Source organism: Streptomyces sp. NPDC050674 (assembly GCF_040654575.1).
Classification (GTDB): domain Bacteria; phylum Actinomycetota; class Actinomycetes; order Streptomycetales; family Streptomycetaceae; genus Streptomyces.
This window is the reverse complement of sequence record NZ_JBFAIG010000030.1, coordinates 22,898-44,525: the sequence shown is the minus strand read 5'-3', so window position 1 is coordinate 44,525 and position 21,628 is coordinate 22,898. Positions and strand designations below refer to the sequence as shown.

Annotated in this window: 23 protein-coding genes and 1 pseudogene; 14 read left to right on the top strand and 10 right to left on the bottom strand. The window is 72.9% G+C overall.

Translation table 11 applies throughout. The features are described 5' to 3' along the window. Positions 1 to 213 (bottom strand): annotated as a pseudogene (locus AB0I06_RS33010) (cytochrome ubiquinol oxidase subunit I); the annotation flags it as partial. A gap of 45 nt (positions 214 to 258) precedes the next feature. On the opposite strand from AB0I06_RS33010, the gene AB0I06_RS33005 reads away from it, so the two are divergent. Both AB0I06_RS33005 and AB0I06_RS33000 read left to right on the top strand, forming a co-directional pair. Then, complete coding sequence (locus AB0I06_RS33005) at positions 259 to 819, top strand: sigma-70 family RNA polymerase sigma factor (RefSeq protein WP_363122546.1); 561 nt, start codon at positions 259 to 261, stop codon at positions 817 to 819. After that, entirely contained in the window at positions 812 to 1,855 is a 1,044-nt protein-coding gene (locus AB0I06_RS33000) for a CU044_5270 family protein (protein ID WP_363122545.1), read from the top strand. Before AB0I06_RS33005 ends, AB0I06_RS33000 begins: the two co-directional genes overlap by 8 nt. Before the next feature lie 60 nt (positions 1,856 to 1,915). On the opposite strand, the gene AB0I06_RS32995 is transcribed toward AB0I06_RS33000, so the two are convergent. After that, a complete protein-coding gene (locus AB0I06_RS32995) occupies positions 1,916 to 2,281 on the bottom strand; it encodes a nuclear transport factor 2 family protein (RefSeq protein WP_363122544.1) in 366 nt (121 codons plus the stop codon). Positions 2,282 to 2,453: 172 nt separating this feature from the next. Here AB0I06_RS32995 and AB0I06_RS32990 point away from each other — a divergent pair, with 172 nt between their 5' ends. Then, a complete protein-coding gene (locus tag AB0I06_RS32990; RefSeq protein WP_363122543.1) occupies positions 2,454 to 2,741 on the top strand; it encodes a hypothetical protein in 288 nt (95 codons plus the stop codon). 59 nt (positions 2,742 to 2,800) lie between these two features. Here AB0I06_RS32990 and AB0I06_RS32985 read toward each other — a convergent pair whose 3' ends face one another. Then, complete coding sequence (locus AB0I06_RS32985; RefSeq protein ID WP_363122542.1) at positions 2,801 to 4,555, bottom strand: ABC transporter ATP-binding protein; 1,755 nt, start codon at positions 4,553 to 4,555, stop codon at positions 2,801 to 2,803. A 159-nt stretch (positions 4,556 to 4,714) separates the two neighbouring features. Between AB0I06_RS32985 and AB0I06_RS32980 the strand changes: the two genes are divergently transcribed. The 6 genes from AB0I06_RS32980 to AB0I06_RS32955 all read left to right on the top strand — a co-directional run bounded on the left by AB0I06_RS32980 (position 4,715) and on the right by AB0I06_RS32955 (position 9,587). Beyond that, positions 4,715 to 5,803, top strand: coding sequence for an S-(hydroxymethyl)mycothiol dehydrogenase (locus AB0I06_RS32980; RefSeq protein ID WP_363122541.1), 1,089 nt, complete (start codon positions 4,715 to 4,717; stop codon positions 5,801 to 5,803). Further along, positions 5,803 to 6,432, top strand: coding sequence for an MBL fold metallo-hydrolase (locus tag AB0I06_RS32975; protein ID WP_363122540.1), 630 nt, complete (start codon positions 5,803 to 5,805; stop codon positions 6,430 to 6,432). Before AB0I06_RS32980 ends, AB0I06_RS32975 begins: the two co-directional genes overlap by 1 nt. A 90-nt stretch (positions 6,433 to 6,522) precedes the next feature. Beyond that, complete coding sequence (locus AB0I06_RS32970; protein ID WP_363122539.1) at positions 6,523 to 7,437, top strand: SDR family oxidoreductase; 915 nt, start codon at positions 6,523 to 6,525, stop codon at positions 7,435 to 7,437. Positions 7,438 to 7,620: 183 nt separating this feature from the next. Beyond that, positions 7,621 to 8,316: a L,D-transpeptidase gene (locus tag AB0I06_RS32965; protein ID WP_363122538.1), complete on the top strand. Its 696-nt coding sequence runs from the start codon at positions 7,621 to 7,623 to the stop codon at positions 8,314 to 8,316. A 216-nt stretch (positions 8,317 to 8,532) separates the two neighbouring features. Continuing rightward, positions 8,533 to 8,691 (top strand): hypothetical protein, encoded by a 159-nt coding sequence (locus tag AB0I06_RS32960; RefSeq protein ID WP_180989589.1) that lies wholly within the window; start codon positions 8,533 to 8,535, stop codon positions 8,689 to 8,691. 71 nt (positions 8,692 to 8,762) lie between these two features. Next, on the top strand, positions 8,763 to 9,587 hold the full coding sequence (locus tag AB0I06_RS32955; RefSeq protein WP_363122537.1) for an EamA family transporter: 825 nt from the start codon (positions 8,763 to 8,765) through the stop codon (positions 9,585 to 9,587). Between the two features lie 32 nt (positions 9,588 to 9,619). On the opposite strand, the gene AB0I06_RS32950 is transcribed toward AB0I06_RS32955, so the two are convergent. Both AB0I06_RS32950 and AB0I06_RS32945 read right to left on the bottom strand, forming a co-directional pair. After that, the gene (locus AB0I06_RS32950) at positions 9,620 to 10,966 is read right to left on the bottom strand and encodes a S1 family peptidase (RefSeq protein ID WP_363122536.1); all 1,347 of its coding nucleotides are present in this window, start codon (positions 10,964 to 10,966) and stop codon (positions 9,620 to 9,622) included. Between the two features lie 122 nt (positions 10,967 to 11,088). Next, positions 11,089 to 12,078, bottom strand: coding sequence for a hypothetical protein (locus AB0I06_RS32945; RefSeq protein WP_363122535.1), 990 nt, complete (start codon positions 12,076 to 12,078; stop codon positions 11,089 to 11,091). A 24-nt stretch (positions 12,079 to 12,102) separates the two neighbouring features. Between AB0I06_RS32945 and AB0I06_RS32940 the strand changes: the two genes are divergently transcribed. The 3 genes from AB0I06_RS32940 (at position 12,103) to AB0I06_RS32930 (ending at position 15,091) form a co-directional block, all read left to right on the top strand. Beyond that, complete coding sequence (locus AB0I06_RS32940) at positions 12,103 to 13,278, top strand: aminotransferase class I/II-fold pyridoxal phosphate-dependent enzyme (protein ID WP_363122534.1); 1,176 nt, start codon at positions 12,103 to 12,105, stop codon at positions 13,276 to 13,278. A gap of 29 nt (positions 13,279 to 13,307) precedes the next feature. Then, entirely contained in the window at positions 13,308 to 13,688 is a 381-nt protein-coding gene (locus AB0I06_RS32935; RefSeq protein ID WP_363122533.1) for a PPOX class F420-dependent oxidoreductase, read from the top strand. 65 nt (positions 13,689 to 13,753) lie between these two features. After that, positions 13,754 to 15,091 (top strand): Gfo/Idh/MocA family oxidoreductase, encoded by a 1,338-nt coding sequence (locus AB0I06_RS32930; RefSeq protein ID WP_363122532.1) that lies wholly within the window; start codon positions 13,754 to 13,756, stop codon positions 15,089 to 15,091. A gap of 7 nt (positions 15,092 to 15,098) precedes the next feature. On the opposite strand, the gene AB0I06_RS32925 is transcribed toward AB0I06_RS32930, so the two are convergent. Further along, positions 15,099 to 15,509, bottom strand: coding sequence for a zinc ribbon domain-containing protein (locus AB0I06_RS32925; RefSeq protein WP_363122531.1), 411 nt, complete (start codon positions 15,507 to 15,509; stop codon positions 15,099 to 15,101). Between the two features lie 151 nt (positions 15,510 to 15,660). Further along, a complete protein-coding gene (locus AB0I06_RS32920; protein ID WP_363122547.1) occupies positions 15,661 to 16,329 on the bottom strand; it encodes a TetR family transcriptional regulator in 669 nt (222 codons plus the stop codon). A gap of 232 nt (positions 16,330 to 16,561) precedes the next feature. Here AB0I06_RS32920 and AB0I06_RS32915 point away from each other — a divergent pair, with 232 nt between their 5' ends. Both AB0I06_RS32915 and AB0I06_RS32910 read left to right on the top strand, forming a co-directional pair. Continuing rightward, the gene (locus AB0I06_RS32915) at positions 16,562 to 17,248 is read left to right on the top strand and encodes a peptidoglycan-binding domain-containing protein (RefSeq protein WP_363122530.1); all 687 of its coding nucleotides are present in this window, start codon (positions 16,562 to 16,564) and stop codon (positions 17,246 to 17,248) included. A 9-nt stretch (positions 17,249 to 17,257) separates the two neighbouring features. Then, on the top strand, positions 17,258 to 17,746 hold the full coding sequence (locus AB0I06_RS32910; protein ID WP_363122529.1) for a flavin reductase family protein: 489 nt from the start codon (positions 17,258 to 17,260) through the stop codon (positions 17,744 to 17,746). A gap of 251 nt (positions 17,747 to 17,997) precedes the next feature. On the opposite strand, the gene AB0I06_RS32905 is transcribed toward AB0I06_RS32910, so the two are convergent. From AB0I06_RS32905 to AB0I06_RS32895, 3 genes are all read right to left on the bottom strand, one after another. Continuing rightward, positions 17,998 to 20,394 carry a SpoIIE family protein phosphatase gene (locus tag AB0I06_RS32905; RefSeq protein WP_363122528.1) on the bottom strand — a complete coding sequence of 799 codons (2,397 nt, stop codon included), beginning with the start codon at positions 20,392 to 20,394 and terminating at the stop codon, positions 17,998 to 18,000. 105 nt (positions 20,395 to 20,499) lie between these two features. Further along, positions 20,500 to 21,066, bottom strand: a complete 567-nt coding sequence (locus tag AB0I06_RS32900; protein WP_363122527.1) for an antibiotic biosynthesis monooxygenase — start codon at positions 21,064 to 21,066, stop codon at positions 20,500 to 20,502. A gap of 43 nt (positions 21,067 to 21,109) precedes the next feature. After that, the gene (locus AB0I06_RS32895; protein ID WP_363122526.1) at positions 21,110 to 21,490 is read right to left on the bottom strand and encodes a hypothetical protein; all 381 of its coding nucleotides are present in this window, start codon (positions 21,488 to 21,490) and stop codon (positions 21,110 to 21,112) included. Between the last annotated feature and the right edge of the window lie 138 nt (positions 21,491 to 21,628).

Below are 21,628 nucleotides of genomic sequence, written 5' to 3'. Positions count from 1 at the left end.
GTTCGACATGATCTGCAGACCAGGCCGGGCGAGCTCGGCGCGCATGAGCAGCGCCATCACGCCGCCGATGACGAAGAACGCGAACGACGTCGCCAAGTACAGCGTGCCGATCGTCTTGTGATCCGTGGTCGTCAGCCACTTCAGGTGCCTCATGCCCCGCCTGTGTCCGCGCCCCGGCGAGACGTCACACTTCTTCGGCGCGACGAGAATCACGAAACCGGGTGTGACGATCGTGAAGGTGCCGGACACGAACGGGACATGAGCAACGACGAGATCTTCGCCGCTGCCTACCGCGAGCACTACTGGGCGGTCAGCCGCTATGTCGCGCGGCGACTGGACGGGCGGGCCGGCGAGGTGGAGGAAGTGGTGGCGGAGGTGTTCACGGTGGCCTGGCGGCGCCGGGCCGACCTCCCGGCCGCCGCGCTGCCCTGGCTGTACGGCGTGGCACGCAACTGCCTGGCCAACGCGGTACGCGGCCACGGACGCCGCCGCAGGCTCGTCGACCGCCTCGGCAACGACGACACCGCGCACGGCCGGCACATCGCGGTGGGCCCCGATGCGGACACCCCCGGCGGCTGGGTGCACGAAGCGCTCGCCCGGCTCTCCGCGGCCGACCAGGAGGTACTGCGCCTCACGGCCTGGGAGGAACTCGGCATCGACGAGGTCGCCGTCGCCCTCGGCTGCGGCAGCCGGGCCGCCGCCATGCGGCTGCACCGGGCCCGGCGCCGCCTCAGAGCCGAGATCGACCGCATGCGTCCCGACTCCCCGATCACCGAGCACACCTGCACGACCGCCCCGAAGGAACACGGCCATGGCTGACGAACTGGAACTGCTGCGGGCCGCCGACCCGGTGCCCGCCGACGGCCACCGCTTCACCGACGGTCCCCTCGACGCTCGTGCGGAACGCCGGCTGGAGCAGTTGCTGAAAGAGCGGGGCGAAGGGCATCCGTCCCCGCCGCAGGCCCGGTGGGACCGGCACCCGGCCCGGCTGGGCGAGCGGCTGCCGCCGGCCCCCGGACGGATCCGGCTGGCCTGGGGCCTGGTCGCCACGGCCGTCGTCGCCGCCCTGAGCCTCACCCTCGTGCTGAGCGGCCCGAGCACCCCGCCCGCGGTCGCCGCGCCCCGCCCGCTGGCGATCGACACCGGCTCCGCACCGGTACCGCTGGCGAGGCTGGCCGAGCGCGCCGCGGCCGCGGCGGGGGCCCACGACGCGGTCCGGCTGCGCAAGGGCACCCATGTGCGGTCCTGGAGCCTCGCCCTGTCGGAGGAGGAACCCCCGATCACCCTCCCCGAGGAGCGCATCGTGCGCTGGAATGCCGACGACAGCCACACCGAACTCGTCGTGGCCACCGATCCGAGGCACTCGGGCCGCCCGGTCCTCTCGGACGAGGGCGGCGACCCCCACCTCGTGGCCGACGGCCATGTCCTGCTCGACCGCACCTACCCGCCGAGCTGGAGCGACGCCCCGCCCCAGTCGCCGCCGCCCCGCGATCCGGCCCGGCTGCGCACCTACCTGGCGGAGGCCCAGTACACCGACGCGCCGCTGACCACGCCCCAACTGCTGGACGCCGTGGCGACGCTGCTCGACCACTGGACCCTCGGCGCCCGGGAGAGCGCGGCGCTGGCCCGGCTCCTGGCGGACGCTGAGGGGCTGCGGCCCGTAGGCCAGGTCACCGACCGGCTGGGCCGACGCGGCCAGGCCTATGTGAACGATGCGCGGGGCGTCCGCCGCATGCTGATCATGGACCCGGCCACCGGAACCGTCCTCGGTCTGGAGAGCACTCTCACGGAGCCGGAACCCGCGTTCGGCGTCGAGGAGGGCGACGTCATGTCGTACAGCGCCTGGATGCCCTGATCAGCCCCCAGCGCCACGGCCCGCCCCCGCCTGACCGGGCCGGGCCCGGTGACGCCCCCGCTACTCGTCCCAGGCCTGGACCAGCGTCTGCTCGGCGATCTTGCCGTCGCGCAGGGCGATCATGGACTCGGACAGGACACGCACCCCGTCCGCGTACCGGCAGCTCTCGCTGTAGGCCGCCTCGTCGCCCTGGATGACGCACCGCTCCAGCTTGTGCGACATGTCGCGGCTGTAGACGTCCTCCAGCATCCGGCTGATCTCGTCCCGGCCGTGCAGGACCTTGGGGTGGCTGGGCTGGGTCGTGCGGTCCACGATGCGCAGCTCGGCATCGTCGGCATAGAGGGATAGCAGGAGGTCCGGGGTCTGTCCTTCCACGCCTCGGCGCAGGGTCTCCCGGTCGAAGGCGGGGTCTGCGGCGGTTCCCATGATGACTCCCTTCACAGGGCCGCGGCCCGGCGGGAGCGGGCCGCGAGGGGCCTTCCCTGTCGAGCCTCCTCCTGCCCGGCCGGTGCGGCAAGCGCAACCGGGCACTGGGCCTGACGGGTGAGCGGCGGCGCCCGCCCGTGTCCGCGGGGGACCCGTCCGCGTTGCGAAAGGCATGATCTCAACACGACGTATCGTCGCCGCCGTTGGTCTCGCCGCTGGGGTCACCGGCCTCGCCGCGCCGATGGCGAACGCGGCCGCCGCGGAAGCGAAGAGCCCGCTCAGCCCGATGGCCACGCTCGACTCGCTGACCGTGAGCGACATCCCCGCCGAGCACAAGGACGAGATCCCGCGGCCCTCCTCGCAGCTGGCCGGGCTCAACCGCCTCAACGACCTCGACCAGCTGAACCAGGTCGTCGGCCTGGTCTCCCCGGTCTTCGGCTTCCTTCCGAACGTCCGCTGACACGGCCGCGTGCGTGAGGGCCGCCCGGATCCGGGCGGCCCTCTCTCGCGTGCCCGGGCTCAGTCCGCCGTGGCCAGGAACTGCGTCGCCGCCAGCTCGGCGTAGAGCGGGTCGGCTGTCACGAGCTCGCGGTGCGTGCCGACGGCCCGGACCCGGCCCGCGTCCATCACCACGATCCGGTCGGCCATCGTCACCGTGGACAGCCGGTGTGCCACGACGAGCACCGTGGTCGTCCGGGCCACGTCCGCGACGGTGTCGCGCAGCGCCGCCTCGTTCACCGCGTCCAGCTGCGAGGTCGCCTCGTCGAGCAGCAGCAGCCGGGGGCGGCGCAACAGCGCGCGGGCGATGGCGACGCGCTGGCGCTCACCGCCGGACAGCTTGGTGCCGCGGTGTCCCACGAGCGTGTCGAGGCCGCCGGGCAGCCGGGCGACCAGGCCGTCGAGGCGGGTCGTCTTGAGCACCCGCGCCAGGGCGTCCTCGTCCGCCTCCGGATTGCCCAGCAGCAGGTTGTCCCGCAGGGAGCCCGACAGGACCGGCGCGTCCTGCTCCACATAGCCGATCGCGGCACGCAGCCGGGGCAGCTCCCAGTCGTTCAGGTCGCGTCCGTCCAGCGTGATCACACCGGACTCGGGGTCGTAGAACCGCTCGATCAGCGAGAAGACGGTGGTCTTGCCGGCGCCGGACGGGCCGACGAACGCCGTCATGCCCTGCGCCGGCACCGTGAACGTCACTCCGTGGTGCACGGGCGGAAGATCGTCGGCGTAGCGGAAGCGGACGTCCTGGAAGGTGAGGGCGGCGGGCTCGGCGCCGGGGGAGGGCAGCGGCGCCGACTCGGCCGCCGGTTCCGCGGGCAGGCGCAGTGCCTCCTCGATGCGGGTGAGGGCCGCGGCGCCCGTCTGGTACTGGGTGATGGCGCCGACGACCTGCTGTATCGGGGACATCAGGTAGAAGACGTACAGCAGGAACGCCACGAGCGTGCCCACGTCGACCGCGCCGGTCGCGACCCGTGCGCCGCCCACGGCGAGCACCGTGATGAAGGCGATCTGCATGGCGAGCCCGGCCGTGTTGCCGGCGGCGGCCGACCACTTGGCGGCCCGCACGCTCTGGCGCCACGACTCCTGCGCCGCCTCGTGCAGCGTCCGCTCCTCGCGGTGCTCCGCGCCGGACGCCTTCACGGTGCGCAGGGCGCCGAGGATCCGCTCCAGTGAGGCGCCCATGACGCCCACCGCGTCCTGCGCCTGCCGGCTCGCCTTGTTGATGCGCGGCACGATCACCCCGAGGACCACGCCCGCGGCCAGGATCACGGCCAGGGTGACGCCCAGCAGCACCGCGTCGACCAGGCCCATCATCACCACCGTGGCGACGAGCGTGAGCCCGCCCGTGCCCAGGCCGACCAGCGAGTCGGTGGTGACCGCCCGCAGCAGGGTCGTGTCGGAGGTGATGCGGGCCATCAGGTCCCCGGGTTCGGTGCGGTCCACGGCCGCGACGCGCAGCCGCAGCAGATACGACGACAGGGCGCGCCGCGCGCCGAGCACCACCGACTCGGCGGTGCGGGTCAGCACGTACGAACCCAGCGCGCCCAGCGCCGCGTTGGTCACGACGAGGGCCGACATGGCCAGCAGGGCGCCGGTGATGGCCCGGTCGTGCGACAGGTCGTCGATCAGGCCCCGCGCGACCAGCGGCAGCAGGAGCCCCGTCGCCCCGGTGACCAGCGAGAGCAGCGCGCCGGCGAACAGGGACCAGCGGTGCGGCCGTACGTACCCGAGGAGCTGCCGCCACGCGGGGGTGGCGGTCTCGGTCTCTGCGATGCTCACGGCGCTCCTTCGGCGTCGGCTGAGCGTTCAGGCTACGTCGCCGCCGACCCGCGCGGCCTGGCCTTTCCGCGCCGTGGGTGGCCGATCCGCGCCCCTTACCGATCAGTCGCGCGTAGGGTCGGAAAGGAACGGACCCCGGCCGACGAAGGAGTCAGCACCATGGCCCAGGAAGTACGCGGCGTGATCGCACCCGGCAAGGACGAGCCGGTGCGGATCGAGACGGTCGTGGTGCCCGACCCGGGCCCGGGCGAGGCCGTGGTGCGGGTGCAGGCCTGCGGCGTGTGCCACACCGACCTGCACTACAAGCAGGGCGGCATCAACGACGAGTTCCCGTTCCTGCTGGGCCACGAGGCGGCGGGCGTGGTCGAGACGGTCGGCGCCGGCGTCACCGACGTCGAACCGGGTGACTTCGTGATCCTCAACTGGCGCGCGGTGTGCGGTAAGTGCCGGGCCTGTCTGCGCGGCCGGCCCTGGTACTGCTTCGACACGCACAACGCGCAGCAGAAGATGACCCTCGCCTCGACCGGCCAGGAGCTGTCCCCGGCCCTCGGCATCGGTGCCTTCGCGGAGAAGACCCTGGTCGCGGCCGGGCAGTGCACCAAGGTCGACCCGGGCGTCGCCCCGCAGGTGGCGGGACTGCTGGGCTGCGGGGTGATGGCCGGCATCGGCGCCGCGATCAACACGGGCAACGTCGGCCGGGGCGACTCGGTCGCCGTGATCGGCTGCGGCGGTGTCGGCGACGCTGCCATCGCCGGATCGCGGCTGGCCGGAGCGGGGACGATCATCGCCGTCGACATCGACGACCGCAAGCTGGAGACGGCCCGCTCCATGGGCGCCACCCACACCGTCAACTCGCGCGAGAACGACCCGGTCGCGGCGATCCGCGATCTCACCGGCGGCTTCGGCGCCGACGTCGTCATCGAGGCCGTCGGCCGCCCCGAGACGTACGAGCAGGCCTTCTACGCCCGCGACCTCGCGGGCACGGTCGTCCTCGTCGGCGTCCCCACACCCGAGATGAAGCTCGAACTGCCGCTGCTGGACGTCTTCGGCCGCGGCGGGTCGCTGAAGTCGAGCTGGTACGGCGACTGCCTGCCCTCCCGGGACTTCCCCATGCTGATCGACCTGCACCTCCAAGGGCGCCTCGACCTCGGCGCGTTCGTCACCGAGACCATCCAGCTCGACGAGGTGGAGAAGGCGTTCGAGCGGATGCACCACGGCGACGTGCTGCGCTCGGTGGTGGTGCTGTGATGGCCACGCGCGTCGAACACCTCGTCACCTCCGGGCAGTTCAGCCTCGACGGCGGCACCTGGGACGTCGACAACAACGTGTGGATCGTCGGCGACGACCACGAAGCGATCGTCATCGACGCCGCCCATGACGCCGACGCCATCGCCGAGGCCGTCGGAAACCGCCGGCTCACGGCCATCGTGTGCACACACGCCCACAACGACCACATCGACGCCGCCCCCGCGCTCGCCGAGCGCACCGGCGCCACCATCTGGCTGCACCGCGACGACCTGCCGTTGTGGAAGCAGACCCACCCGGACCGGGATCCCGACGCCTGGCTGGTCGACGGCCAGACGATCGAAGCCGGAGGCGCCGACCTCAGGGTCCTGCACACCCCGGGTCACGCGCCCGGCGCGGTCTGCCTCCACGACCCGGGGCTGGGCACGGTCTTCACCGGCGACACCCTCTTCCAGGGCGGGCCCGGCGCCACCGGCCGGTCCTTCTCGCACTTCCCGACGATCATCGACTCGATCCGCGACCGGTTGCTCACCCTGCCGCCCGGGACCACCGTCCGCACCGGCCACGGCGACTCCACCACCATCGGCGCGGAGGCCCCGCACCTGGACGAATGGATCGCCCGGGGCCACTGACCGCGTGTCGCCCGTAAAAGGCGACAGAAGATGTCCGGCTTACCCGTCACTGTGAAGGCGTCAAGCAGTCACGGACACGGGAGGCCGGACATGTCAGCTCCGTTGCAGGACAAGGTCGCACTGGTCGCCGGGGCGACCCGGGGGGCCGGGCGGGGGATCGCCGTGGAACTCGGTGCGGCCGGTGCCACGGTCTACGTCACCGGCCGCAGCACCCGCGCCCGCCGCTCGGAGTACGACCGGCCCGAGACCATCGAGGACACCGCCGACCTGGTCACCGCCGCCGGGGGCCGGGGCGTCGCCGTCCCCACCGACCACCTCGACCCGGCACAGGTCCGGGCCCTGGTCGACCGGATCGCCGACGAACAGGGCCACCTCGACGTCCTCGTCAACGACATCTGGGGCGGCGAGACCCTCTTCGAGTGGGACACCCCGCTGTGGGAGCACGACCTCGACAACGGCCTGCGACTGCTCAGGCTCGCCGTCGAGACGCACGCCGTCACCAGCCACCACGCGCTGCCGCTGCTGCTGCGCCGTCCCGGCGGCCTGGTCGTCGAGGTCACCGACGGCACCGCCGAGTACAACGGTGAGAACTACCGCGTGAACTTCTTCTACGACCTCGCCAAGGCCTCGGTCCTGCGCATGGCCTTCGCACTCGGCCACGAACTCGGCCCCCGGGGCGCCACGGCCGTCGCCCTCACCCCCGGCTGGCTGCGTTCGGAGCTGATGCTGGACGCCTTCGGGGTGCGGGAGGACAACTGGCGCGACGCCCTGGAGCGCGTCCCCCACTTCGCCATCTCCGAGACCCCGCACTACGTGGGCCGGGCCGTGGCCGCGCTCGCCGCCGACACGGACGTGGCGCGCTGGAACGGGCAGTCGCTGTCCAGCGGCGGGCTCGCCCAGGTGTACGGCTTCACCGACCTCGACGGCAGCCGCCCGGACGCCTGGCGCTACCTCGTGGAGGTCCAGGACGCGGGCAGGCCCGCGGACGTCACCGGATACCGGTGACGCGTACGACCGGACAGCCGGATCGACGAAATCAACAGGTATGCCCGGATACCACCCCCTTGGGTCGATGGGGTATGTCACTGTTCCGTCCCAGCGCCGCCGCGTGCACAACCGGAACCGGTCTTCGCCCGTCTAGCAGACAGACATCACGGAATCGACTGTCGCGAAGGGGCAGGACCAGCCATGGGGGACGTACGCAGACGGAGTGCCGTCGCACTGGGGATCACCGGCCTGGTGGCACCGCTCACGCTGGCGCTCGGCGCCGCACCGGCTCAGGCCGCGAGCTGTAGCACGCAGGCCGGCCCGTACCAGAAGCAGGTCGAGAAGTTCCTCGGCCGTCCGGTCGACGGCAAGCAGTCCGCCGCCGACTGCAAGGCCATCAAGGCCTTCCAGACCAAGCACGGCATCTCGCCGAACATCGGCTACGCCGGCTCGGTCACCTGGGGGGTGATGGACCTGATGCAGAAGCAGAAGGCCGTCGGGAAGACCCCCAACAAGGACGGCAAGTGCCCGGTGAACAAGGGCCGGATCGCCTGTGTGAACCTGACGCTCCAGCTGAGCTGGATCCAGGACGGCGAGAAGCTCGTCTACGGCCCCGTGCCGGTCCGCACCGGCCGCGACGGGTACGAGACCCGCACCGGCCTGAAGAAGATCTACTGGCGCAACATCGACCACGTCTCGTCGATCTACCACGTGCCGATGCCCTACGCGCAGTTCTTCGACGGCGGCCAGGCCTTCCACTCCGTCGGCGTCAGCATGTGGAACCCGCCGGGCTCGCACGGCTGCACCAACATGACGAAGACCGACGCCAAGAAGTACTGGTCGCTGCTGAAGAAGGGCGACGACGTCTTCGTCTACGGCCGCAAGCCGGGCACCTGATCCGAGCCCCGAAGTCCGTACCTCCAGCCTGGCCCCGCCCTGCCGTGCCGACCCCGAAGGTGAACGGCGGGGCGGCGAAAGGTACTCGCAGGTGGCTGATGTGAACAGCCTCACGTTTACCGGGAGATGGACGTGATCAGCAACACTGTCCGAAATGCCGGATTGGTTCCTGATTACTCACATCGCCTTCACGTCCGGCGACGTATGCTTCACAGCATGTCCACCACTGTTGAAACCTCATCCGAGCGATCGGCTGACGAGGTCAACGAGGAGATCCGCGCGCTGTGGCGCCGGTCGGGCGGGACACTGAGCGTCGAGCAGCGCGAGGAGTACCAGCGGCTCGTCCTTGAGTGGGCCTCCGCGGCCCCGCAGTAGGTTCCGCGGTCCGGCCTTCGTCCCGGCCCCGTTGACGCATCAGTCCTTCGTGACAGGGCACCCCTGACCGAATGGGTGCCCTTCTCGCACTGTCCTCGGCCGTCGTCTACGGCATCGTCGACTTCACGGGCGGCCTGTTGTCCCGGCGCGTGTACCACGCCGCCGTCACCCTCTACGGCCAGTTCGGCGGGTTGGCGCTCGCCTGTGCCGCCGCCCTCCTGCTGCCCTCCGACGCCCCGCGGGGCACCGATCTGCTGTGGGGCGCCCTGTCCGGAGTCGGCAGCGGCACGGCCATGCGGTTCCTCAACCGCGGCCTGAGCCGCGGCGACATGAGCGTCGTCGTGCCCGTGAGCGCCGTCACCGGCGTCGCGCTGTCGGTGCTGTGCGGGGTCCTCGTCCTCGGCGACCGTCCTGGCGCCGTCGCCTGGCTCGGCATCGCCGTCACCGTGCCCGCGCTGTGGTGCGTCGCCGGCGGCAGGAGCGGTGCGGGGAAGGGAACGGCGGACGGACTGATCGCCAGTGCGGGCGTGGCCGTGCAGTACCTCGCCCTGGGCCAGGCCGGGGCCGGAAGCGGCCTGTGGCCCGTCGCCGCGGGCCGGGTCGCCGCGGTGCTCGTCCTCCTGCCGGACGCCGCCCGTCACGCCCGCCGGCTGAGGCTGCCGCCGGTCCGCTGTGTCCAGGCCGTCCTCGTCGGAGCCGGGGCGGCCCTCGGCCTCGTGCTGTATCTGCTCGCTGTCCAGCGGCAGTTGCTGGCCGTGGCGGTGGTCCTGGCCTCGCTCTACCCGGCCCTGCCGGTGGTCCTCGGCCTGGTGCTGCTGCACGAGCGGATCAGCCGCCGTCAGGCCGGGGGACTGGTGGGGGCGGGCATCGCGACCGTCCTGCTCACCCTGGGCTGAGCGGCGCGCCCCACCGCGACCCGCCACCGGCGTCATCCCCAAGTGGCCGAGTAGTACTGCCGGTACGCCTTGCGGTCCTGCTCCGCCCGGATCCACCGGGTCGCCACCAGGGCGACGAGGCTGCCCGCGATGACGAGCATGCCGGGGCCCACGTTGCGCGGGTCGGTCAGGCGGCTCAGCAGCGTCGAGGCATCCGTGTCCGTGACCGGTGCCGACGACCCCGGGGAGGCGGCGCCCTGCGAGGCCGACGGCGCCGGTGCGGCGCCCGTGCCACCGGCCGACTCGGCCACGATCAGCTTGACCCCCAGCTCCGTCAGCGCCTTCGTCACCGGCTGGAAGAACGTTGTACCGCCCGCCGTGCAGTCCCCGCTGCCGCCCGAGGTCACGCCCAGCGCCACGCCGTCGGCGAACATCGGGCCTCCGCTGTCGCCCGGTTCGGCGCACACGTTCGTCTCGATGAGGCCCGTGACCGTGCCCTCGGGGTAGTTGACCGTCGCGTTGAGCGCGGTGACCTCGCCCTCGCGCAGCCCGCTTGTACTGCCGCTGCGGAAGATCTTCTGCCCGACCTCCGCATCCGCGACGCCTGTGATCCGCACGCCCTTGCCGTCACCGACCGCCACGACGTCCGCGCCCTTGCCCGCACGGCCGCCGTCGTACTTCACCAGGGAGTAGTCGTCGCCGGGAAAGCTGCCCTTGAGCGACGTTCCGACCTGGTTCCGGCCCCGGTTGTCGGCGAACCAGACGGAACCGTCGGGCCCGCAGTGTCCGGCCGTCAGGATGAAGTCGCTTGTTCCGTCGGTCACGTTGAACCCCGCCGAACAGCGCCCGGCGGTCGACAGGATGGGCTGCGCGCCGTTGATCCGTGTCGTGAACTTGCCCTCGGTGCGCTCCATGCGGACGAAGGAGCCGATGCCCTCGGCGACCTTGGTCATCCTGGACCAGTCGGAGGCGGAGACGGTGCTGTCGCCCCGCACCACCACCTGGTTGCTCTTGTAGTCCAGGGCCCACGAGGTGCCCGCGACCCGGGGGGCCGAACGCAGCGTCGCCGCCGCGGACTTGAGGTCGCTCATGCTGTGCTCGACCATCCTGGCCTGCGCGCCGGCCCGCTTCACCTCGGCCGCCGCCTTGCCGTCGGTGACCGCGACGACCGGCCGCCCGGCCGAGTCGACCCAGCTGCCGGCGGTGCGGGAGTTCCCGAGCCGGGACACGAGGTCGGTGCCCTTGCCGGTCGGCGGCGGCGCGGTGAACGGGACGCCGATGGACGGGGCCGCGGGCTCGCTCGCCACGGCGTTGGTGACCATCGCTCCTCCCAGGAGGAGTCCGCCGACGGCCGCCAGCCGTGTCACTCGCCGGACGACCCGTCGTCGTGCGTGCCTCATGCGTGGCTCCCGAACCCGAACATCACGGTGTGAACACCGCGGAGCCCTCCTTGAGTTGAGTGCCCTTCATCCATACGGGGCGCGGGCGCGCCGTGTTCACCGCGCCGGTGATCTCTTCGGCGTCACCCGGCGACCGGGGGCGCGAGCAGGGCGCCGCTGCGGGCGTCGCCCCACACCGAGTGCGGATCGACGTAGGGCCGCAGCAGGGCCGTGAGCGCCGGGTCACCGCGGCCGTTCAGCTCGTCGGAGGCGATCTTGCGGGCGATCCCGGCGAGGAAGTCCGCGACCTGCACCCGCGCGTCGTCACGGGCGACGACGAGCCGCAGCCCGGCCAGACCGATCCCGGCCCGCCGGGCCGTCGCCTCGATCCACGCGATGCGGTCCGGCGTCAGCATGTTCTGCCGGTCGTGCACGAGGTGGACCGGCCGCCCGTGCCCGTTCCACAGGGCGGCCGTCCGCACGATCGCCGGCAGCAGCGGGTTGAGCGGCGGGACCAGCGGCGGCCCGGCCAGGAGCCCGTCCCGGTACGCCACCGCCCGGGTCCTGGTCGCGGCGAGCCGCTCCAGGATCCGCGCCGCGTCCGTCCTCGGACGCGTGCGCAGCAGGTCGTCGACCGTGCCGTAGAAGTCGCCGACCGGGTCCCCGTCGTGGCGCACCCGCAGCAGCCGGTTGGCCGCCTCGAGGAACGCCCGCCAGCCGTCCTCCCCGAAGGCCGGGCGCCCCACGCGGAACAGGGCGATCGCCTCGGCCGGGTCGTCCAGCAGCAGGCCGACGGCCCGGTCGACCACGAAGAAGGCCTTCTCCATCAGGTGCACCCGCGCCCGCCCGTGGACCGGCCCCTCCGGTGCGAGCAGCCACTCCAGCACCGCGCGGTGCTTCTCCCGCAGCAGGTGGTTCGCCTTGTATTCCTCGGCCGGTGACCGGATCCGGTCCCGGATCTCTCCCACCGTCGCCGCGGCCGACGCCACGGACAACGAGACACCGGCGTGCGCGAACACGTCCGTGTTGCCGCCGGTGAGGTTCTCACCGTCCGACCCCGACTCGTCGCAGGCGATCTCCAGCAACGCGCCCGCCGCCCCGCCCCGCTCGTCCTCCGCACGATTCCCGCTCACCGCACAGCCCCCTATCGTGTGCCCATGACCAGGATCGCGCACGAGACGTCCGGTGAACCGAATCCTCTGCAAGCCCTCACCCTCGACCGGCTCCGGCAGCGCACCAGCGCCAAGTGGCGCACCTACCCGGAAGACGTGCTCCCGCTGTGGGTCGCCGAGATGGACGTGCCGCTCGCCGAGCCCGTGGTGCGGGCCGTCACCGACGCGCTCCACCTGGGCGACACCGGCTACGCGACCGGCACCGCGTACGCGCAGGCCCTGGCTGCCTTCGCCGGGAAGCGGTGGGGCTGGGACGGGCTCGCCGTGGAGCGCACCGCGATCGTGCCCGACGTCATGCTGGGTGTCGTCGAGATGCTCAAACTGGTCACCGGACCCGGCGACACGGTGATCGTCAACCCGCCCGTGTACCCGCCGTTCTACCCGTTCGTGACGCACATGGACCGGCGGGTGGCCGAGGCCCCGCTCGGCCCGGACGGGCGCATCGACCTCGGCGTCCTGGAGGAGGCCTTCCGGCAGGCCGTCGCGGGCGGCGGGCGGGCCGCCCACCTGCTGTGCAACCCCCACAACCCGACCGGCACCGTCCACACGGCCGAGGAGCTGTCCGCCGTCGCCGCCCTCGCCGAGCGGTACGGCGTGCGCGTCGTCGCCGACGAGATCCACGCCCCGCTGGTGCTCGGTGACGCCCGCTTCGTGCCGTATCTGAGCGTGCCGGGCGCCGAGCGCGGCCTGTCGCTGATGTCGGCCTCCAAGGGCTGGAACCTGCCCGGGCTCAAGGCCGCCCTCGCCATCGCCGGGGCCGGGGCCGCCGCCGACCTGAGGCGGATGCCCGAGGAGGTGGGGGACGGCCCGAGCCACGTCGCCGTCATCGCGCACACCGCCGCCCTGCGCGACGGCGTCCCCTGGCTGGACGCCCTGCTGGCCGGCCTCGACGGCAACCGGCGGCTGCTCGCGGACCTGCTGGCGGAGCATCTGCCCGCCGTCCGCTACCGGCCGGGCGACGCCACCTATCTGGCCTGGCTCGACTGCCGCGCCCTCGGACTCGGCGACGACCCGGCCGACGTCTTCCTGCGCCGCGGCCGCGTCGCCCTCACCTCCGGCCTCCCCTTCGGCCCCGGTGGCGCCGGCCACGCCCGCCTGAACCTGGCGGCCTCGGCGGAGGTGCTCACCGAGGCGGTGCGCAGAATGGCGGCGTCGCGCTGAACCCGGTGGCGCGCTCGTACACTTGCGCCATGGACGACAGGACACTGGACGCACTCGGCGCGGGAAAGTACCTGCTCCTCACCAGCTACCGCAAGAACGGCACGCCGGTCGCCACCCCGGTCTGGGTGGTGCGCGACGGGGACGCGCTCGGCGCCTGGACGCCCGCCGAGTCCTGGAAGGTGAAGCGGATCCGCGACCGCGCCGACGTGCTGGTCGGCCCCTGTGACCTGCGCGGCAACCCCACCGGCAGTCAGGTACCGGGCACGGCGGAGATCTGCGACCCGGCCACCACCGCCCGCTACCGGAAGCTGATCGCCCGCAAGTACGGTCTGACCGGCCGGCTCACGCTGCTCGGCAGCCGGCTGCGCCGGGGCACGGACGGCACCGTGGGCATCCGCATCACCCTCTGAGACCCGGGCAAGCGCTTTCGGCCGCAGGGGAGTGGAGACCCGGTCCAGGGGAAAGGGCACCTGCCATGAGCCGAACTCCCGTCCTGCGCGCAGCCGTCGTCGGCACCGGCCACCGGGCCCGGTTGTACACCCGCGGCCTCGCCGAACGCCCCGGCCATGTCGTGGCCGCGCTGTGCGACCCCAGTCCGACCCGGATGGCCTTCCACAACCGGCTGCTCGCCGAGGCCGGCGCACCGGCCGCCACCCCGTGGGAGCCCGGCCGCTTCACCGACCTGCTCACCGAGGAGGACATCGACGAGGTCGTCGTCACCACCGTCGACGCCGAGCACGACCGCTACATCGTCCCCGCCCTCGAAGCGGGCTGCCGGGTCGTCACCGAGAAGCCGATGACCGTCGACGCAGAGCGCTGCGCCCGCATCCTCGACACCGTCCGCGAGACGGGCAACTCCCTGACGGTCGCCTTCAATTACCGCTTCAACCCCGTGCACGAGAAGGTCCGCGCCCTGCTGGCGGACGGCGCGGTCGGCGAGGTGCTCTCGGTCCACTTCGAGTGGCTCCTCGACGTACGGCACGGCGCCGACTACTTCCGCCGCTGGCACCGCGAGAAGCGGCACAGCGGCGGCCTGCTGGTGCACAAGTCCTCGCACCACTTCGACCTGGTGAACTGGTGGCTCGACGACGAGCCCCGGGAAGCGTTCGGCTACGGGCGGCTCGGCTTCTACGGCTGCGAGGCGGGGGAGCGGCACGGACTGCGCCGGGACTACGACCGTGCCCACGGAGCCGAGCGGGCCGCCGACGACCCCTTCGCCCTGGACCTCGCGGCCGACGACACCCTGCGCGCCCTCTACCTCGACGCCGAACACGACGACGGGTACCTGCGGGACCGCAACGTCTTCGACGGGCCGGTCACCATCGAGGACGACATGGCCGTCCTCGTGCGGTACGCCCGCGGCGCCACCATGACGTACCACCTGACCGCCTATTCCCCGTGGGAGGGCTACCGGGTGATGTTCAACGGCAGCGCGGGCCGGCTGGAGCTGGAGGTGGAGGAGAGCCGCTGGCAGTCGCCGCGCACCCGGCTCACCCCGGCGGCCGGCGCGGTGCACGGCGACACGGCGGCCGAGCACGCGGGCGGCGCCCGTCTGACCCTGCGCCCGTTGTGGCGGCCTCCGGTGGAGGTGCCGCTCGCGGTCGCCCGCGAGGCCCACGGCGGCGGCGATCCGCGCATGCTCGACGCCCTGTTCGGACCTGCCGACCCCGCCCGGCCGGCGGACACCGCCGCCGGCACGCATCCCACGGCCACCGAACGCGACGGGGCGCTCGCCCTCGCGGTGGGGCTGGCGGCCAACCGGAGCTTCGAGACCGGACGGCCGGTGCGCACCGACGCGCTGGTCCCCGGCTGAGGGGGCGTCAGCTCCAGGCCCGGTACGGCTCGTCGAGCAGTTGGAAGACCGGCTCGCCCCGTACCGGATCCTTGGCCGTGGACAGCCGGACCCGGTCCCCGCTGTGGATGCCGATCGGCGGACCCATCACCCGGCCGCGGACCACGAAACCCTCGGACATCTCTATCTGCGACACATTGCGCGCCGCCGGGGTGTTGCGGTGCACCACCGTGGAGTGGCGGACGGTGCCCGTGCCCTCGGCGCGCTCCGTGCGCAGGTCACTGCCCCGGCAGACCGGGCACAGCAGCCGGTGGTACATGGCGGTGCCGCACCAGGTGCAGCGCTGGAAGAGGATGGCGTCCGAGTTCTGGCCCCTCGGGTCGAGCAGACCCGTCGCGGAGCCGGCTGCCTGCTGAGCGACGCTTCCTGAGTGGTACACGCTGGTCAACTCCCTGCACTCGGCCGGAATCCGCGCACGCGATCACCCGCGCACACGTGTGCGCGGTTCGCCGTGCCACCGTGCACGCAGCACAGAGTATGGCACTCAGTGCCACTCGTAAAGGCACTCCGTACCCTCAATGTGCGGAGTCTCAGCCCCGCCCCAGCGCCGACTCGACCTCCTGCACGACCCGCCACAGCGGCGTCCCGCGCCGCGACACGACGACGACCACGTCGTCCGGCTGCTCCACGGTCGGCGGCACCGGGACAGCGCCGAACGCCGACCGCACGTGGGACAGCGCGTGGTCGACCGCTGCGCTCGCCTCCCCCTGCCCGTCCGAACGCAGCCAGGAGCGCAGCGCGTTGTTGTGCGCCGCGACCACCGCCGCCGCGATCACATCGGCCTGAAGGGTGCCGTCCCGGCGGGCGGCGAAGCGCCGGCGCAGATACGCGGCGAGGGCCCGCTCGTAGCGCCACACCACCGACAGCTCGTAGGCGCGCAGACCCGGCACCCGCTTGGTCAGGCGGTAGCGCTGGACGGAGAACGTGGGGTTCTCGGCGTACATCCGCAGCACCAGCCGGGCCGCGTCGCAGACCCGCCCCACGGGTTCGTCCGCGTCGGAGCCGCCGGCGAGGAAGGCCGTCATGTCGGCCAGGCACCGCTCGTGGTCCGGGAAGACCACGTCCTCCTTGGAGGGGAAGTAGCGGAAGAACGAGCGCCGGCCGACACCGGCGAGCGCCACGATGTCGTCGACGGTGGTCTGCTCGTACCCCCGCTCCAGGAACAGCTGGAAGGCCGCCGCCACCAAGGCGTCCCGCATGGGCGGCTTTCCGGTTGTGGCCTCGGCTTTCTCGGAGCTCATGAGCGCGAACGTAGCACCCGGAAGGAGTGGTGGCACTCAGTGCACATGCGGGAGGTACTGAGTGCTGCGCGAGCCGTCCAAGGCGGCCCCCGAACCCGAGTGCTGAACTCCGGGCGTCCGCACCGCGTATCCCCCGGCAGGACGATCCTCGAAGTCGGGCGCCCCCGGGCCCGGACGAAGGAGAAACAGCGTGTCGACACCGTCCGAGCCCCGGCCGCCGCACGACGGCCCGGCCCTCGAACCCATCCGTGTCCTGCGGCCCCGCCGCACCGACGCCCTCGCCGAACTGATGCGGGAGTTCCGCCAGGACACCGGTGAGGAGCCCGGCGACCACCGCTCCGCCGCGCTCCCGGGGAGGCCGCCGGCCGGTTCCGAGGCCCTCACCCAGGAACTCCCGCCCGTCGCCCACGCGACCCGCCGGTCCACGCCTGCCGTGCCCCCGGGAGCCGGACTGCGCCGTGCCGCGGTCGCGATGGCCGTCCTCGCGGCCGCAGTGACCGGCTTCGGCGGTGCGCTCCTGCTCCACGGCGAGCGCGAGGCCACCGGCGCGGCTCCCGCACCCCAGCCGCCCGGCGCCGCCACCACCGCTCCCGATCACACGCCCACCCCCACCCCGACCCCACCGGTCACGGCAGGCGTGGACCCCGACGGCGCGGGCACCCTGCGCGAGGGGGCCGGCGGCCCCGAGGTGACCGAACTCCAGCGGCGCCTCCTGCGCATTCCGGACGTCTACCGGGACGGCTCCACCAGCGGCCGCTACGACGCCACCCTCACCGCGGCGGTGGCCCGCTTCCAGCTCTGGTACGGCATCCGCGGCGACGAGACCGGCGTCTACGGCGACGACACCCGGACCGCCCTGGAGTCCCGTACGAGCTGATGTGTGACGATGGCCGGCATGGACGAGTTCATCGATCGGCTGAACCCCGACATGTGTGTGGTCACGGCCGCCGCGGGCGGTGCACGGGCGGGCTGTCTCGTCGGGTTCGCCTCACAGTGCTCGATGCGGCCCGTGCGGTTCGTGGTGTGGCTGTCCGAGCTCAACCACACCTTCCGGGTGGCGCGCGACGCCGATGTCCTCGCCGTGCACCTGCTCGGCCGCGAGCAGCACGGTCTCGCCGAACTGTTCGGCGGCCGGACCGGTGACCGGACGGACAAGTTCCAGGACGTCCGCCTGCGGGAGGCGTACGGCGGGGCCCTCGTCCTGGAGGACGCGCAGGCCTGGTTCGTCGGCCGGATCGTGACACGCGTGGGCGGCGGTGACCACATCGGCTTCGTCCTCGACCCGGTCGAATGGGGCGGACACGCCGACCACGAGGGGCCGTTGCTGCGCCTGTCCGACGCACTCACCATCGAGCCCGGTCACCCGGCCGACTGACGCCGCTCCCCGTCCTTCGAACAGCGGGCAAGGGCTGGGGAAAACGGCGGACCGGCCGGTGCGTCCGGCCGCACCCTTGGGCCCGGGGCGACGCACGAGGCGCCCCAACCGCCGCACGACGAAGGCCACGCCCATGAACGGCTCCCGCATCCCGGGTCTGGTGCTGCCCATCCTGTTCCTGCTGGCCCTGCTCGCGGGCCTGTGGTGGTACTGGCGACACCACGGGGACACGTGAGACGTGCGGACAGGGCCTAGCGGTCCTGCCTCCCGGGGACACGGACGTCCACCACGCACACGTCGTCCCGCCGCTCGTCCGGGAGCATCCGGGCGAGCAGCGGGCCCAGCGAGCCGGGCCCGTCGCCGTGCGGAGCCTCCACCGCCTCGGCGAGCTGCTCCAGACCCCGGTCGATGCTGTCCGGCGGGTGCTCGACCAGGCCGTCGGTGTACAGGATGAGCCGGTCGCCCGGGTCGAGGCGGCACTCCGCCTCCTGGTAGACCGGCGACGAGGTCGCCCCGAGCAGGATCCCGCCGGGGCGGGGCAGGTACCGCGCCTCCCCGTCACGCAACAGCAGCGGAGGGGGGTGCCCCGCCTGGGCCCAGACCAGGCGCCGGCGGCGGGGGTCGTAGCGGGCCAGCACCATCGTGGCGGTGGCGTGGGAGTCGCCCGAGTGCAGCAGCAGCGTGTTCAGCCGGGCGAGGGCGCCGGTCAGCGACGAGCCCGTGATGACCATGCCCTTCGCGGTGAACCGCAGCTGGGCCATGGTGGCCACCGCGTCGACCCCGTGCCCGGCGACATCACCGACGACCAGCAGCGCGTCCCCGTCGGGGAGTTCGATCGCACTGAACCAGTCACCGCCGACGTGCACCCCCGACTGGGCCGGCAGGTAGGCGACCTCGACGCGCAACCCGGCCAGGTGCACGGGCCGGTTGGCCATGGGCAGCAGTGCGTGCTGGAGTCGTGTGGCCAGGGTCCGTTCGGCCTGGAGCACGTCGTGCTGGGTCAGGATCGCCCGCTCGCTCTCGACCAGGGCCAGCTCCGCCCGCCGCCTGGCGGTCATGTCCTGCACGAAGCCGTGCACCTCGACGGGTGTGCCGTGCCGGTCGGCCACCGCCTCGGCCACCAGCCGCAGGTGGCGGATGACGCCGCTCGTCCGGATCCGGAACGGCACGTCGAACGCCTTTCCCCCGTGGACGAGTTCACCGACGGCGCGGGTCAGCGCGGGCGTGTCCTCGGGTAGCGCGAGCTCCGGTACCTCGGACAGGCGCACCGGGCCGAGCGCGGGGTCCCGGCCGACGAGGGAGAACACCTGCGTCGACCAGGAGGCCTCCTGCGTGACCAGGTTCCAGGTGGCCCAGCCGAGATTGCCCAGCCGTTGCAGGTCCGCCAGCCGCTGCTCCTGCCGGTCGGAGGAGCCGTGCCGGATCCAGGAGACGACGAGGGCGTCGCCCAGCGGAGCCACCCGCGTGGTGTACACGGACAGCTCGGCGACACCCGCCACGACCTCCTCGTGGGCGAACGGCTCGCCGTCGTACGCCTGCCCGGTGGTCAGCACGTGGAGGCAGGCCTGCCACAGCGGCTCGGCCGCCAGGACCGGCCGCAGCTCCAGCAGCCGCCGCCCGGCCGGCTCCTCACCGCTGCGGCCCAGCAGGTCGCTCACCTGGGCGGTGGCGGCCTCCACCCGGAAGTCCTCGGTCTCGCCCGTCGCGGTCCGCAGCGGAGTGAGCAGCATCGCCGCGACCGGCAGCGCCTCGAAGAGCGCCTGCACCGCGTCGGTGGCGGCGTCGGCGTCCCGCTCCGGCGGGGTGTCGAAGGCACGCAGCCGGCCGGCGCACAGCTCGGCGAGCCCCCGCAGATGCACCCGGTCGCGCTCGGTGAACGTCCCGGCACGGCCGCGCAGGACGCCGACGCAGACCTCGGCCGCACCGGCGGCGGGCACGGGCAGCCAGGCGCGCGAGCGCCACCGGTCGGGAGGATCGCCGATGAGCAGGTACTGCCCCTCGTCCGCCGTGAAGTCCTCCAGCCAGCGCGGTTCCCCCGCCCGCAGCGCGTCCAGTGCGGCCATGCCGCTCAGCGGAGGCACCTGGGACCACTGGGCCACCAGCCGGCCGTCGACGCCCGCGTGCCCGATCAGTGCGAGGCCGCCGTCGGGCCTGCGGGAGTAGATCAGGACCGCGTCCGCCGACAGGTCGGGGCCGAGATGCCTCAGCAGGCACCGGGCGAGCTCGTGCGGTGTCGTCACCCGAACGAGGGCCTTGCCGAGGCGGGCCAGGGCGGCGCTGACGTCGTCCGGGACGGCCGAGCGCTCCAGGGCGGCCGCCTCGGAGTCGCGAGCCCCCGGTCCGGCGGAGGCCTGCGGCCGACCCGGGCCCGGAGGTGTGGGAGCGAGGCCGCCCAGGGTGATCCAGCACTCTTCCAGCAAGGTGTGACGGGCCGCCTTGGCCCGCTGGAGCAACTGCTCGCCCGCCACGTCGGCGGTGCACCCGCTCAGCGCCATGACCGCGCCCTTGGCCCGTTCCACGACAGCCGAAGTGGCCGCCTGGTCGCGCAGCCGGTCCAGCTCGGCGCGTTGCCGGGCGACGATCTTGGCCAGTTCGACCAGGTCCGGTGCGGCACCGGGCTGCGCCGGCGTCACGGGCTCGCTCGTCACGCGTTGAGCATGGCACACCTGGCCCGATTCGCAGACCGCCTTGTGCGGATGAACCCCTCACCCGCCCCGTGCGCCCCACGCATCACACCGGCCTCGCCCACACGGTCAGCGGCCATGGGTCGGATACAGCCACAGCCGCAGCACCCGGCTCAGCCGCGGCATGACCAGGTAGGTCAGCACCGGAAGCAGGACCAGCGGGAAGACGGCGGCCCGCAGCGGCAGCGGCCAGCCGGTGGTGCGCGGTGTCACCAGCCACTGGACGAGCAGGGTGAAGGGGTAGGCGCCGAGGAAGGTCGTGAGGACCATCTTCCACCGCGGCGGTGCCTGCACGGTGGTCCCGGGCAGGCTGAACCAGGTCTCCATCCCGCTCGTCGACTGGCGTTCGCTGCTGACCTCGGTGGCGATGTCCTGGATGCGGCGGTGCCAGTGCGCGCGCTCGTCGGACTCCAGCCAGGCGGCCAGCCGGTGCTGGTCGGACCAGCGCAGCACCGCGTGGTAGCGGTGGCCGTCCTCGGGTGCCAACCAGGAGACGCCCTCGTTGCCGGGGAACTGTCTGGCGCAGCGGGTGATGCCGTGCGTCCACTCCTCGAACCGCTGTTCCTGGCCGGGACGCACCTGCCAGGTCAGGACGGTGGTCACCGGTTCGCCGCGCCGGACTTCCGTGGTGCTCATTCCTCCACGGGTGCCACGTGACGGCCCGGATCATGCCGCCGGCTCACGGCTGGCGGTGCGCCTCCACGAGGGCCTGGGTGACCGCGCGGACGCTGCGCGCGATGTGCTGGAGCTGCATGACCTCGGCCGCGTACAGCTTGATCGTGTGCTCGATGACACCCTCGTGCAGGCCGAGCCCCGGCAGGTCGGCGCGGGCGGTCTGCAGGGCGGTGCGGGCGACCCTGATCTCGTTCTGGACCTGGATCTGGGCATGCCGCGCGAGGAGGACGGGGTGCCGGATGAAGGCGGGGTATCCGGCGTAGCGCGTGGGCACCAGCTCGCGCAGCCACTTGGCCGCCGAGCGCTCCCAGTCGAAGCTCCCGGGGGTCTTGACCTGGCAGGGCCAGTCCGGGCTGATGCGCGTGGTCGTCAGGGGCATGATCATCGCTCTCGGGTGTGCGGCGTCGTGAGGGTGGACGACGAGTCGGGGCGGCCCCGGCCTAGGGGATGGCCGGGGCCGCCACGGACACCCGGGACGCCGGAGTGGGTAGGACCCGGCCCCACGGGTGCGGAACGGATCCGG